The 14,134-nt window shown below is 38.3% G+C and carries 11 protein-coding genes and 1 pseudogene; 5 read left to right on the top strand and 7 right to left on the bottom strand.

The window, feature by feature from the left end; all coding sequences use genetic code 11:
* Positions 1-2: 2 nt before the first annotated feature.
* Positions 3-746 (bottom strand): sporulation protein, encoded by a 744-nt coding sequence (locus tag ABX891_RS13215; protein ID WP_024606181.1) that lies wholly within the window; start codon positions 744-746, stop codon positions 3-5.
* Between the two features lie 266 nt (positions 747-1,012).
* On the opposite strand from ABX891_RS13215, the gene ABX891_RS13220 reads away from it, so the two are divergent.
* The 3 genes from ABX891_RS13220 to ABX891_RS13230 all read left to right on the top strand — a co-directional run bounded on the left by ABX891_RS13220 (position 1,013) and on the right by ABX891_RS13230 (position 4,649).
* On the top strand, positions 1,013-2,587 hold the full coding sequence (locus ABX891_RS13220) for a cation:proton antiporter domain-containing protein (RefSeq protein WP_165742700.1): 1,575 nt from the start codon (positions 1,013-1,015) through the stop codon (positions 2,585-2,587).
* Positions 2,588-2,936: 349 nt separating this feature from the next.
* Positions 2,937-3,158, top strand: a complete 222-nt coding sequence (locus ABX891_RS13225; RefSeq protein WP_024606183.1) for a DUF3820 family protein — start codon at positions 2,937-2,939, stop codon at positions 3,156-3,158.
* 180 nt (positions 3,159-3,338) lie between these two features.
* Positions 3,339-4,649 (top strand): IS4 family transposase, encoded by a 1,311-nt coding sequence (locus tag ABX891_RS13230; protein ID WP_309167426.1) that lies wholly within the window; start codon positions 3,339-3,341, stop codon positions 4,647-4,649.
* Between the two features lie 25 nt (positions 4,650-4,674).
* On the opposite strand, the gene ABX891_RS13235 is transcribed toward ABX891_RS13230, so the two are convergent.
* The 6 genes and pseudogenes from ABX891_RS13235 to ilvY form a co-directional block, all read right to left on the bottom strand.
* Entirely contained in the window at positions 4,675-5,922 is a 1,248-nt protein-coding gene (locus ABX891_RS13235) for an ATP-binding protein (protein ID WP_024606184.1), read from the bottom strand.
* A gap of 25 nt (positions 5,923-5,947) precedes the next feature.
* Positions 5,948-6,640: a response regulator gene (locus tag ABX891_RS13240; RefSeq protein ID WP_004335729.1), complete on the bottom strand. Its 693-nt coding sequence runs from the start codon at positions 6,638-6,640 to the stop codon at positions 5,948-5,950.
* Between the two features lie 14 nt (positions 6,641-6,654).
* Positions 6,655-7,035 carry a DUF3019 domain-containing protein gene (locus ABX891_RS13245; protein ID WP_024594944.1) on the bottom strand — a complete coding sequence of 127 codons (381 nt, stop codon included), beginning with the start codon at positions 7,033-7,035 and terminating at the stop codon, positions 6,655-6,657.
* Between the two features lies 1 nt (position 7,036).
* Positions 7,037-7,849 carry a MipA/OmpV family protein gene (locus ABX891_RS13250; protein WP_197098577.1) on the bottom strand — a complete coding sequence of 271 codons (813 nt, stop codon included), beginning with the start codon at positions 7,847-7,849 and terminating at the stop codon, positions 7,037-7,039.
* Positions 7,850-8,250: 401 nt separating this feature from the next.
* Positions 8,251-9,297, bottom strand: a pseudogene (locus tag ABX891_RS13255) (GGDEF domain-containing protein).
* A gap of 116 nt (positions 9,298-9,413) precedes the next feature.
* The gene (gene ilvY, locus ABX891_RS13260; RefSeq protein ID WP_024594947.1) at positions 9,414-10,319 is read right to left on the bottom strand and encodes an HTH-type transcriptional activator IlvY; all 906 of its coding nucleotides are present in this window, start codon (positions 10,317-10,319) and stop codon (positions 9,414-9,416) included.
* 138 nt (positions 10,320-10,457) lie between these two features.
* Between ilvY and ilvC the strand changes: the two genes are divergently transcribed.
* A complete protein-coding gene (gene ilvC, locus ABX891_RS13265) occupies positions 10,458-11,930 on the top strand; it encodes a ketol-acid reductoisomerase (protein WP_004335714.1) in 1,473 nt (490 codons plus the stop codon).
* 192 nt (positions 11,931-12,122) lie between these two features.
* Positions 12,123-14,042 carry a methyl-accepting chemotaxis protein gene (locus ABX891_RS13270; RefSeq protein ID WP_354629711.1) on the top strand — a complete coding sequence of 640 codons (1,920 nt, stop codon included), beginning with the start codon at positions 12,123-12,125 and terminating at the stop codon, positions 14,040-14,042.
* Positions 14,043-14,134: the final 92 nt, after the last annotated feature.

Below are 14,134 nucleotides of genomic sequence, written 5' to 3' on the forward strand. Positions count from 1 at the left end.
TATTAAGCAAATAAACGCTCTAGTTGGTCGCACAACTGCGATACATTCACATGGTCATGCTCTATGGTTAAATCTACATAACCATCGCCTCTAAAAGCTCTGTCTAGTTCTATGAGCACATGTGTTTTATGTGCCTCTGGAACAAATGACAACTCAATCTCTTGAATGCCAAATAAACTACGGCTATTTGGTTTATATTCAAGCTCCTGATAACAGCCCGATAACGATTGAAATGTAGAAGCGCGCAAATGACCTTTTTCTACATCAGCTTTCATTAAGCTAAAGCCTAATTTTTCCATCGCCTGCATGCACGTTTTAACAGCTTCATTAGGGTAAATATGTAAATGGTCTTTATCGCTCGGATCAAGTGCTAAATCAATATCCAAGCCTGTTTCAAGCCACACATGAGATTGATTGTAACCTGCATTAATTTCTGTAATAGGAGTTTCAGAATGAAGGCGTGCTTCAAAAGGGATACTTTTAACTTCGCCCGGCTCAATTGTACCTATATCTGTAATTCGCCATTGGTCAATCACATGATTGGTAAAATAATCGCCATCATCACCTGCCACTTTAACACGGGTCATAAGTAATAAATCTAAGCCTGCAATATCTTGGCTAACATCACCTGCGGTAATGACTATTTGTGCGTTAAAAAGCTGACCAGGTTGTAGGTGTTCAGTCTCTAAAACAGTATCTACTTTTGCAGCACCAATACCTACCGACGCTAAAATCTTTTTAAACATATATTTCTCCTTAAGCTGAGCGGCTCTATTATTTGCTCTCGCTTAAACTTCTTCGTTATCGCATCTTAACCATATTTAAAAGCCAATGTCAGTGAAAAAATGTTATTTACATACTATTTACGATTAAATGTATGTTTGATGCGCATTTTTTATACACAGTTAGCCATATATCTGATTAGACACGTTCATTTTTAGGTCTATTTTTATTTTCAATGGTATAAATTTTTCGTTACACTGCAACCCCAAATGAAGTGATATTAAGAATTATGGAACTAATCTATTTTGCTGCCGCGTTTGTGTGTGGTTTTGCTGTTTATCAGTTAAAGCTGCCTCCTCTTATTGGATTTTTATTAGCAGGTTTTGCTTTAAATTTATCGGGTTATAAAAGTACAGAGTTGCTCGATACAATAGCAGCACTTGGCGTAACCCTTCTTCTTTTTAGTATTGGTTTAAAGCTAAAGGTAAACAGTTTAATTAAACCCCAAGTGTGGGCGCCTGCAACATTGCATATTATTTTTAGCAGTGCGCTTTTTAGTGGCTTTATGTTATTGCTTGGTATTTTCGCCATTCCACTCTTTATTGATTTAAGTTGGCAAAGTGCTTTACTGGTTGGGTTTGCGCTTAGTTTTTCAAGTACTGTATTTGCAGTAAAAGTGCTTGAAGAACGCGGAGAAATGGCAAGCCTTCACGGTAAAATAGCCATTGGTATACTAGTCATGCAAGATATCTTTGCAGTTATCTTTTTAGCGATTAGTACAGGTAAAATTCCAAATGTGTGGGCAATTGCATTAATAATTGCTCTGCCTTTATTACGACCTGTCATGTATGGCGTATTAAATCGCTCTAAACATGGTGAACTATTACCATTATTTGGTTTTTTCTTTGCTTTAGTTGCTGGTTATCATGCATTTGAATTTGCAGGCCTAAAAGGCGATTTAGGTGCACTAATAATAGGAATGATGTTTGCCCCTCACAAAAAGGCAGGCGAGCTATCAAAATCCCTGCTTAATTTAAAAGACATATTATTAGTCGGTTTTTTCTTAAGTATTGGCTTGAGCGCAGAGCTAACCACTAGCTCATTAATCGTTGCCATTATACTTGTTTTAGTTTTACCGATTAAAATAGCGCTTTATTATGTGTTCACGAATATATTCAAACTACGCGCGCGTACATCATTACTTACCGCCTTTAGTTTATCTAACTACAGTGAATTTGGGTTAATTGTATGTGCAGTAGCAGCTAGCACAGGCATGATCACTTCGGAGTGGCTCGCTGTAATGGCAATTGCTGTTTCCATTACCTTTGTAATTGCCTCGCCGTTAAATAAGCGCTCAAACGAGTTATACGTAAAAATAGAGCACTGGCTATTAAAGTTTGAAAGCAAAACTCGTTTAGCTGAAGAGCTACCCGTTAACCTAAACGATACTAAAATAGTCATTTTTGGTATGGGACGTATTGGTACTGGTGCGTATGAGACTATTAACGCGACTCACCCAAATGTTGTTGCAGGCATAGATATAAAACCTGAGGTGGTAGATAAGCACGTTAACAGAGGCCGCAACGTCTTAATTGCTGATGCAACAGATCCTGACTTTTGGCAACGAGTAAATCATTCGCAAGTAGAAATGGTCATGCTTGCGATGCCAAAGCATATGCAAAATATTTTTGCGTTAGAGCAGCTACAAGCCTCTGGTTATAAAGGCCAAGTAACAGCTATTGCAAACTATCCTGATCAACAAAAAGAGCTAGAAGAAATGGGTGTTCATTCTACTTATAACTTTTACTTAGAAGCAGGTAGTGGTTTTGCAGAACACGTTAAACAAGAGCTATTTAACGAATAATCACTTTTTATAACGTCTATAAATAACAAAGTCTTAGAATTATTAAAGCTTTGTTATTAGTTTCTAAATAAAAAGCAATTCTATTTACATTCCTTTACAAGCCATTTCACCACAACAATGAAAAACAGGTAGACTATCCGTGTTGGTTAAATAAAAACCCATGTTCTAATAATAACTTAATTAGATCCCAGCTAATTAAAGTTCAACTAGGTTTATATTAATCAACAAAAATTATTAAATCAGAGGGCCTACTCCCTCGCAAAATAGGCTGTTTCTTGCCCGTCACAGCCTATTTTATATTTCTAAAATCCCTTACACTTACGCAGACTTTAAAACCTAAGTAACTCTTATGGATCCAAAACAATTAAAAATAGCTGTAAATACAACGATGCCTTTTGGGAAATATGCTGGGCGCCCTTTATTACTACTACCAGAACCTTATTTGGTGTGGTTCAAACAGCAGGGATTTCCTGACTCAAAACTTGGTAGCCAACTAGCGATGATGTATGAGGTTAAACTAAATGGCCTTGAGCAAATGTTAATGCCATTACTTGAAAAAAATAAAAAATAATTGAGAACTTTTTTAAATACTTGCGGTCTACTATATTGCTACTTGTTGATTTTGGTTTTTAACCGCAAAAAAAAGCGCCTTAGGCGCTAATGCCGATCATTTAAGAATTAGTTAATAGCACTTGAACGATCTTCTAGGTATGTAAGAATCCGAATTCTTTTGTAGAATTCGGATTTTTTTATGCAACTTTCTAATGCTCTCGATATTATTAACAACATCAAACCTAATGACGTTGAAACACTCGCAGACTTACTCCCTTTATCTCTTATCGAAGAAGCCTATGCACTGACCGAAACCGTTACACTACGAAAAAGAAAACTAACCCTAGAATCGATGGCTTGGTTGTTGATCGGGATGGTTATTTATAATGACAAATCGATGGCCGATGTCGTTAATATGCTCGACATTGTTGACCGCGATGGTAAGCCATTTGTTGCGCCAAGCGCTTTAACTCAGCGTCGTAAAAACCTAGGTGAAGCCGCCATGAAAGCCTTATTTGAATGCACCCAAAGGCATTGGAATAATGACGCTAATCATCCTCATTGGAATGGGCTTACCTTGCTTGGTGTCGATGGTGTCGTTTGGCGTACGGATGACTCACCCCAAAACAATGAAGCCTTTACAAAACCGACTAATACACAATACCCACAGGTCAGAATGGTGTGTCAAATGGAGCTAAGCAGCCACCTAATCACGGGGAGTGCTTTTGATGATTACAAGGTCAATGAAATGGTGCTGGCTGAAAAGCTTATAGAAACCACACCCGATAACAGTCTCACTTTATTCGACAAAGGTTTCTATTCTTTAGGGCTTTTACATAAATGGCAAACAACTGGCAGTGAACGCCATTGGCTAATCCCCCTGAAAAAAAATGTGCAATATGAAGTTATTCAAACATTAGGGCGTAATGATAAATTAGTCCAACTTAGCAGCAACCCAAGAGCAAGAAAGATGTGGCCAACGCTGCCTAACACCTTAATCGCGAGGTTAGTGACTCGAAAAATAAAGGGGAAATCATATAGTGTGATGACATCTATGACAGATCCGATGCGATATCTATCAGCCGATATAGGTGATTTGTACAGTCACCGCTGGGAGATAGAGCTTGGTTATCGGGAACAAAAGCAATATATGCTGGGCAATCGATTAACATTAAGAAGTCGCTTACCAGCGCTTGTAAAGCAAGAGCTGTGGGGAGTGTTGCTTACTTATAATATGGTGCGATATCAGATGGTAAAAATGTGCCACACATTAAAAGGTGATTATTTACCGTACCAACTGAGTTTCAATGGTAGTTTAGCTCAAATAATGAGGTTGCTTGTTGGATTACCTTATTCAACACCTGGAGCCATACCACGTCAATTAAAATACTTTTATGCGATGGCAGAAAGCCTAATTCTAGAGCCTCGAAGGGATCGAGGTTTTCCTCGTGCAGTCAAGCCAAGACCACAGCGGTACGCTAGAAATAAAAAAGCCGCTCACCTTAAGTGAACGGCATTAGCCTTAGGCGCTTTTTTTATGTCTTAAATTTGAGAGGTAAATATACAATAAATTTAGCACCACCTAAGCTTGAGCTTTCTGCTTTACACTCTCCTTGGTGCCACGACACAATTTTAGCAACTATAGCAAGCCCTAAACCAAAGCCACCAGTGTCCTTGCCTCTACTTTTATCTAATCGAGTAAAAGGCTTAAATACGTTTTCTCGCTCAACGGGGTCAATCCCTTCACCATCATCTTCAACAATCAATACGATGTGAGTTGCCTCTTGTAGCAATGAAATTTTGACTTGTTGATGAGTGTATTTGAGCGCATTGCCAATTAAATTTTGAAATACTCGCGCCATAAAGTGGCTATCACAGTAGTAATTTAAATGCTCAGGGAGGTTTATAGAGAGCGTTGTTCTAGCTTCAAAATTTAGCTTTTCAACAGTGGTTTTTACCAGCCCAGCTAAATCGCAGTTTATTGGCTGTAAACTTGGTTGTTGAGAGTCTAATCGCGCGTATTCAAGCATTTCAGAGACTAGTGACTCAAGCTCACTAATGTCTGTTTGCATGTTTGTTAGGTATTTTTCGCCTTTTTCATCAAGCATTTGCTCTTGTAACATTACAATTGCAAACTTTAAACGTGCTAATGGCGTTCTAAATTCATGTGATACCGATGAGGTAAGCTCTTGCTGCGCACTAAGTAAAAACTCAATACGTTGCTGCATTACCTTTAATGTATCTGTTATAGGTAAAAAGAAAGACTTAGAAGAGTCATTTAGTTGAAAGTCTTGCAAACCCTCTACCGCTTCACACGCTTTACGTAGCTTTGCAAAGTCACGCCAGAGTAAAAAGCTCCATAGCCCAACTGGTATACCTACAATAATAAGTAGTAATAAATACGGCCAAACTGAAGATGATTCTTGCGTTAATACACCTACCGGCCCTACCTGAAGTAATGAATCATTACCGAGATCTACATACCAAACAATGCGTTGTTGCTTATCATACAAATATAAGTAGTGATTTTGATTTAGCTGCGATTGTTGTTTTTGAGGGAGTATTAAATCACGTCGTTCAATCACTTTACTTTCAAAGTTATGCTTTAGCTTTTTAAGACCATTTGGGGTTTGCGAAAGCAACCACAGTGATTGCCCAAACTCATCGTCTAAGAAGACCTGCTGCTGTGACTCTTCATAGGGCCACAGCTGCTCAATAACACCACTTACAACAAATAATGAAACAATGATATATAAGTATAAGCTGGTAAACAGTTTTCCCATTACAGCCGATTAACCTTAAATAGTTCTAGAGATCCCACGCATCAGAAACAAATAAATAGCCTTGTCCCCATACAGTTTTTATACGATACGGCTTATCACTGTTGTCGCCTAATTTTTTACGAATTCGTGATACGCGTACATCCACAGTTCTATCAAGTCCGTCGTATTGACGGCCAATCATATGTTGGTGCACATGCTCTCTGCTTAGTACTTCACCCGCATTTGACGCTAATAGCCATAGTAGTTCAAACTCGTGCGAAGTTAATACAATCTCTGAATCACTTAGTTTTACAATACGGCTTGTTTTATCGATGACTAAATCACCAAACTGCAGTTCTTCACTAGATTTTACTATTGGTTGCCCACGTCGAAGTAATGCATTGATCCGCGCTAGTAATACACGTGGCTCTGCTGGTTTTATTACATAATCATCAGCACCAAGTTCTAAACCAAGTACTTGGTCGAAGTCTTCACCTTTAGCAGTCAACATTAAAATTGGTAGAGTAAATTTATCTCTTACTTGGCGGCAAACGCTAAAGCCATCTTTACCTGGCAGCATAACGTCTAGAATCATTAAATCGGGTGTATTGTTTTCTAGGTAATTAAACACTTCGTCACCGCGGTCTAACACTTCGACTTCAAGGCCATTATGTTCAAGGTAATCTTTTGTTAACTGTTGTAAACCGAGATCATCTTCAACAAGTAAAATTTTTGGCATTAGTTGCTCCTAAATTAAAAAAAGCTCCACGGAGAGCGAAGCCTACGCCTATTTTTTTTAGCATGGGCGCTTTGTACTTCAACCTGTGTTTTTGCTATTAACACACCCGTATGAGGATTGATTAAGGAGTATATGGTCTCCACCTGAACACGCGCTTTATAATTAAATTGCCCAGAACGCTGCTGCTGCCAGCATTGAAGTAGTTGTTCTTGTTGATACAAACAGACATCACTATAGGTGTTTAATAGCCATTTAAACTGTAAATCAAGATCGCAAAAATCCTGCTGTTCGGAAACCACGCAGACTTTTGGAGAAACACTAAAAACAGGGGTTTGTGCCACGCTAAAACCACTAAAAAAAGTGGTAATAAACACAACTAATATTGAATACTTCATATTAAAAAGTACGATCGAATCCTATAAATGCAGTCATTGAATAAGTACGTTCAAAGAGCGGACTGCCATCCATAGCCGAATAGTCGTAATATGCTACATGAAAACGAAGAGAGTCAGCCTTACTCAGTGGCCAACGGGCGTCGATTTTAGCATAAGGTTGCCAACTACTACCAACGTCTATTTTGCCAAATTGAGTTTCACCCTCATTAAGTCCATAAAAATAGCTATTTAGTTCCGCAGATTTATAGTTTATTCCAAGTGTTGGCTTTATTTTAAGCTTTCCTAGCACAGTATGATATTGCCACTGCAATGCACCGCGTACACCTCGATAAACATCGGTTATATCATGCAGAGCCTGAACTGAAAAAACATGGTCATCATTTACATAGTGATATGCAATACCCGCATCCAAGGCAATTTGCCGTTTATGCAAATTATCAATATCAGCGTAGCGAGAGGACGAGGCTTCATTTTGCATTACGAGCTGATTATTAAGAGCACTACTTTGCAATGCAAATACATTTTTAGGGTGCCAGTCTATAAAAAAGCGAGATTCAGAGTTGAGTTCACTAACTAGATTAAAGTGATGCTTTGGGGATTGTGAAAATGAATAGCCAAGGCGGCCATTATCAAAAAACCATTGCTCTGCATAAAATGCAATTTGTGGAATAAGCACAAGCGGAATATGATCTCCACCATGCAAAGGGTTGGTTATAACTCCAGCCCCAACGCTTAAACTCAAATGCAGGCGATCAGTTGTTATATCTTGCTCTGTATAATCGTCAGCATGCTTGCTTGCCTGTGTTGCTTGCACCGAAAGGCAAGCAAACAAAGTGCTAAAGCATAGAGCAGTTAATAAGGAGAAGGAATACCGCATCAGCGTACATCAAAGTATTAAATTAAGTAAGTTCCCCATACTAGCAAGGTCTTTTTAAACTAGCTCTAGCTGGTTACAATTATTCACAATTTGTATACACAAATGTTAACTTTTGTGTTTTTGAAGTGACAAACCCTTCAAATTAGTTATGTGCGTTGGCTAAGCTGGCACTGCTTTGAGAAACTTTGGAAATGAGGGATAACCTCGCAAATGCTTTAATTCAAATAAAATCTGCAGGAAGCCAACTCTAACAACTTTTTTTTATTAACCTTACAAGCTACTAGGTTACCAAAGTTAATAGCGGCTTTAGCCGTAATAAATCAAGCTTCTGATGCTTATTAAATATCAGGGGCTATTTCTATTCGGTTTCGGCCATGTGTTTTTGCGATATATAAGGCTCTATCTGCACGCTCAACTAAAACTGAGCTATTAGTAAATGGACGTAAAATAGCTAAACCAAAACTTGCAGAAATAGCACGTTTAGCTGTTATATCATGCTTTTTACGAATCGCTAATTTCGCAATAGCTAAACGTATACAATCGGCAAACGCTATTATATCGTTAATAGTGTCAAAATAAGCTGTTATACAAAACTCTTCGCCACCGTATCTATATATATTTGCTGTTTCAGTTGTATTTTCTCTCACTTTTTTGGCAACTAACCTCAACACTTCGTTCACCCTTTTGATGACCAAAGTCATCGTTAAAACGTTTAAAGTGATCAATATCAAACATAATTAGTACGGCAAGAGAATCTTCCTGTGCTTTCTCTGAGTATTCAAAACAAAATTTTACGATACCTGAATCAAACTTACCTCGGTTATAAAACCCCGTAAGCGTGTCGGTATCAGCTGCTTCTTTTGAAATATTAAGTGCTTCTTTTAAATCTTTTATTTCGTTGTAAGCAACAGCTAACTTAGTTTGAAATTCTCTAGCATAATCCTGCATAGCAATAGAATCGTCGGTTAAGCGCTCTACACAACCTAATATTTCATTATAAGAATTTACATCAGCAAGCATATTTAATTCATTTTGTGAATCAACTAAACTTGTTGTAAAGCTTTTGGAATGCTCAAGCGTGGTGCTTATATCTTGCTGGACTTGCTCCATAGTTGTATGGAACTTTTCAGTCATTTCTTGAAAGAAAGCCAGATCGTCTTGCGTTAAATGCTTATCAAAAATTTCTTTTGCTTTGTCTTGTGAGCATGTTTGTTGCTCAGCAATAACATGGTCTAATTCAGCATTTAATGAAGGGTTACTCCCTTGAATGTAACAGTACAAATTGCATAGTTGATAGGCGTAACCGGCATGCGGTATTTTACCATCAAAGGAATCGCCTTTTTAAGGCATTGAGCAGAATGAGCAAGTGATACGGCGTGGTTCATAAATAAACTCTCAAGCGTCATTGTTTTTATTATTAGCACTCAATGTTAAGTAATAGTAAACTCATACGCAACCTATATTAATACTATTTAACTAATTTGCTTGCTCTGTGTGCATATTAAATTGCTTTTGCTTCTAAAGTTTGCGCAATATTCCACAACGCACTGATTGCAGGGTCATTTAACTCTTTTCTTAATACCGCCAAACCGATATCAAACCCTTCAGGTGCCTGCATTTTTGGTGTTAGTATTTGTACCTTATCCTGCAGCGGGCTATTATCTAGCACTATTTTAGGGACCATTGCGACGCCTAGCCCTAAGCTCACCATAGATACCATTGCTTCATGTCCTGCAACTTGGGCGTAGATTTTTCCGTGAATATTATTTTTGCGCCACCAGTGCTCTAACCTTTGGCGAGAAAAACCTTGTTCTGGGACAATAAACTCTAAATCAGACCAATTAATGTCATCACTATTTTGTGTAAGCTTTTGTGTGATCGGACATTGAATTTTTGGGCCAATTAATAAAAGTGGTGAGTGCCCAATATCAACAAAGGCAATTTGCGACGGTAATTTATTAGGCTTAGCTGCAATTGCCATTAATTCGTGGCCATCAAGTACACGATTTATAGCAAGTGCTGGGTCGCCTGTATTTAATGTTATCTCTATGTACTGATGCTGCGCACGAAGTTGTTCTAATATTTGATGTAAAAAACTATAAGATGCAGTTACAGAACAATAAATACTTACTTTGCCGTAAATATGCTGTTGTGGGTCTTTTACATTCGTTTTAAAACGTTGCCAATTAGCAAGCGTTGCCGTTGCGTAATCAATAAAGGACTCCCCCTCACGCGTTAATTTAACGCTTCGGTTATCGCGGATAAACAATGCTACTCCAACTTCTTCTTCCAAATGTTTTATATTTCGGCTCAAAGTGGGTGCGCTTATGTGGCAAAGCTCACTTGCGCGCCCAAAGTGAAGTGTTTTAGCCAACGCTAAAAAGTAGTTTAAGTGCTTATGTTCCATCCAACCCCCTGTATTTCATATTATGAAACACTTTAATTCAAATATATCATTTTACGCAAGCAACGATTTTGCATATGGTGTTTGTAAGCGCAGTAAACATTGCGCATCTAACAAACATGACTTTATAGGACACTAACAATGGCGAATTATTTCAATACCTTACCTTTACGCGAGCAATTAGCGCAATTAGCGCAATGTGAATTTATGGACGCAGGCGAATTTGCCGATGGCGTTGATGCACTTAAAGGTAAAAAACTAGTTATTGTAGGCTGTGGCGCACAAGGTTTAAACCAAGGCTTAAACTTACGTGACTCTGGTTTAGATGTTTCTTACACATTACGCGCATCAGCTATTTCTGAGCGTCGCCAATCATTTTTGAACGCATCTGAAAACGGCTTTACTGTTGGCACTTACGAAGAACTAATCCCCACAGCTGATGTAGTACTTAATTTAACACCAGATAAGCAACATACTGCTGTAGTAAGTGCAATTATGCCGCTTATGAAAAAAGGCTCTACACTTGCCTACTCTCATGGCTTTAATATTGTTGAAGAAGGCATGCAAGTACGTGAAGACATTACTGTAATCATGGTTGCGCCTAAGTGTCCTGGTTCTGAAGTACGTGAAGAATACAAACGCGGTTTTGGTGTACCAACTCTAATTGCGGTTCACCCAGAAAATGACCCTCAAGGTCATGGTTTAGCACAAGCTAAAGCGTATGCAGCAGGGACTGGCGGACACCGTGCAGGTGTACTTAAATCATCATTTATTGCTGAAGTTAAGTCAGACCTAATGGGCGAGCAAACCATTTTATGTGGCATGTTACAAACTGGCTCTATTTTATGTTTTGATAAAATGATAGAAAAAGGCGTTGATGCGGGTTATGCATCAAAACTAATTCAATACGGCTGGGAAGTAATTACCGAAGCACTTAAGTACGGCGGCGTTACAAACATGCTTGACCGCCTTTCAAACCCTGCAAAAGTAAAAGCGTTCGAACTAAGCGAAGAGCTAAAACTAATTATGCGCCCGCTTTATAATAAGCATCAAGATGACATCATCGACGGCACCTTCTCACGCACTATGATGGAAGACTGGAATAACGATGACGTAAACTTACTTAAATGGCGCGCTGAAACAGCAGAGACTAACTTTGAAAAGACCCCTGCTGGCGATGTAGAAATCTCAGAACAGGAATTTTTTGATAACGGTATTTTAATGGTAGCAATGGTAAAAGCAGGTGTTGAACTTGCTTTTGAAACCATGACAGCAGCCGGTATTATTGAAGAGTCAGCTTACTACGAGTCTTTACATGAAACGCCATTAATTGCTAATACTATTGCACGCAAAAAGCTTTTTGAAATGAACCGTACAATTTCTGACACTGCAGAGTATGGATGTTACCTATATAACCATGCATGTTTACCATTACTTGCAGATTTTATGAAAAAAATTGATACAGATGTTATTGGTAAAGGCCTTGGCGAGCACAGTAACCAAGTTGATAACCAAACATTAATTCAAATTAACGCCGCCCTTCGTGAACACCCAGTTGAAAAAGTAGGTGCTAAATTACGTGGCTACATGTCAGCAATGAAAAAGATTGTTTAACCCTAAACGATAAATGTTTCGCTTGTTAGAAACCAAGCCCATATGCTTTGCTTATGGGCTTTTTTATGCATATTCATAAAATTTTAACCATAACACGCTACCTTCTATTCATTTCACAGTAGGCAATATCTAGCTCTAAATAAATAATGTGCTAGTATAGTCCTCTAATCAGTTGTAAAATTAATTAATATCATGACGATACAAAACCTTTCTATTACTCAAAAAATCACAGCTTTAGGCAGTGTTATTGCTATATGCGTAGCGGCACTGATTGGCTTGACCTCTTTATACAGCTCTAAAGACATAATTGAGCAACGTATGATCGAGTCAGAGCTGCCTAGTAAACTGCAAACAATTAGTAACCACATTGGTGGTGAAATAAACGAGTTACTTGGTGCTGCTCAGCAACTATCATCAAACGAATTTGTTTTACAATGGGCTCAGTCTAGTAATCAAGACGACACTTTATTATTAAAAGAATTAAATCGTGTTGCCCAGCAATACGATTTAGCAACAGCATCTTGGGCAAATAGAGACACTGCACAGTACTGGAACCAGAATGGGTTTTTGCGTGTGTTAAAAAATGATGCAGCCGATGGCTGGTTCTTTGCTTTTAAGCAATCAAAACAACCTTATTCTATCAGTATTTATCAAGAGTCAGCCAATGATGTGAAAATGTTTGTAAATCATCAGCAAGCTAATGGTACTGGTTTAGCAGGTCTTGCAAAAAGCATCACTGATATGCAAAAGCTATTACAGCAATTTAAAATTGAGCAAACAGGTTTTGTATTTATTGCAGATAAAAATGGATTAATTCAACTTCATAAAGATGCCAATAAAGTAGCAAAAGCAAATATTGACGATTTATATACTGCAAATATTCACAGCCAACTATTTAATAGTAATGGCTTTGCACTAGAAGAAATTAACTTAAATGGCGAACCAACTCTTATAGCTGCAACCCCAATTAAAAACACTGTCTTATATGTTGTAGCTCAAGTACCAAAAAGTGAAGTATTCGCAAGTGTAAACACCCTACAATGGCAAATATTTACTTTTACAGTAATCACCGCGTTAGTTGCTAGCTTGATTAGTTACTTACTTGCTCGCTCTCTTTCATCTCCACTTTCTAAAATGGCTGAGTTATTTTCACGCTTAGGCTCTGGCGATGCAAACTTAGCGTACCGCTTACCAGAATCAAGCCAACCAGAGCTCAACAATTTAAGTAATGGCTTTAACCAGTTTATAAATAAAATAGAAACAGCGATTACTCAAGTTGCCAGTGAAAGCCACGATATTCGCCAAAGTTCTGATCATGTATTTGAGCAAGCAAAGCGAAACTCGCAAGCAATAGATAGTCAAAAAGAGCAAACAATATCTGTCGCAGCAGCTATCAACGAAATGGGTGCAACTGTTCAAGAAATAGCGCAAAGCGCAGCAAACACAGCAAAATTAACTGATAACAGTCGTGAGAACACCATTCAAAGCCACAAACAAGTATTACAAAGCCAGGCAACTATCTCAGCCCTAGCTAGCGATATTGATGGCATAACAGAGCAAGTTACTTTGCTTTCTAAAAAAACGGTTGATATAGCAAGTATTGTGGATTCAATTAGAGGGATATCGGATCAGACTAATCTACTTGCTTTAAACGCGGCAATTGAATCTGCTCGCGCAGGTGAGCACGGCCGAGGCTTTGCTGTTGTTGCTGATGAAGTACGCGCTCTGGCAAACCGTACATCGCAATCAACCACCGAAATTCAATCTATGATTGAAGAGCTTACAAGAATATCTGATGATGTAGTTAATGATATTAGCCAATCAAAAGATAAAGCGCAGCAAAGCGTTGGTGCAATGCAAAGCTCAGTAGAATTACTCGATGCGATAGCCGAAACAGCTAATCAAATAAACGATATGGCTACGCTTATTGCAACTGCAACTGAGCAGCAAAGTAATGTGGTTGCTGATGTAGGTCGTAACATAGAGCAAATAAGTGAAATTAGCGATAAAGCAATGAGCGAGCAAATCAATACAGAGCAAGCTATTCGTGACTTGGCAAACAGTGCTCAAACACTCGATGCACTTGTCGCTACTTTTGAAAAACATCGCTAAGCAGCTATAACTGCTATATTTCCTTTGTGAGCAAAAGCTATATTAAAAGCTAGCTTTTGCCCACAGCGAATACGGTTTAATCTAAGTAAATT

The organism is Pseudoalteromonas sp. NCIMB 1079 (assembly GCF_040567695.1).
Taxonomy (GTDB): domain Bacteria; phylum Pseudomonadota; class Gammaproteobacteria; order Enterobacterales; family Alteromonadaceae; genus Pseudoalteromonas; species Pseudoalteromonas distincta.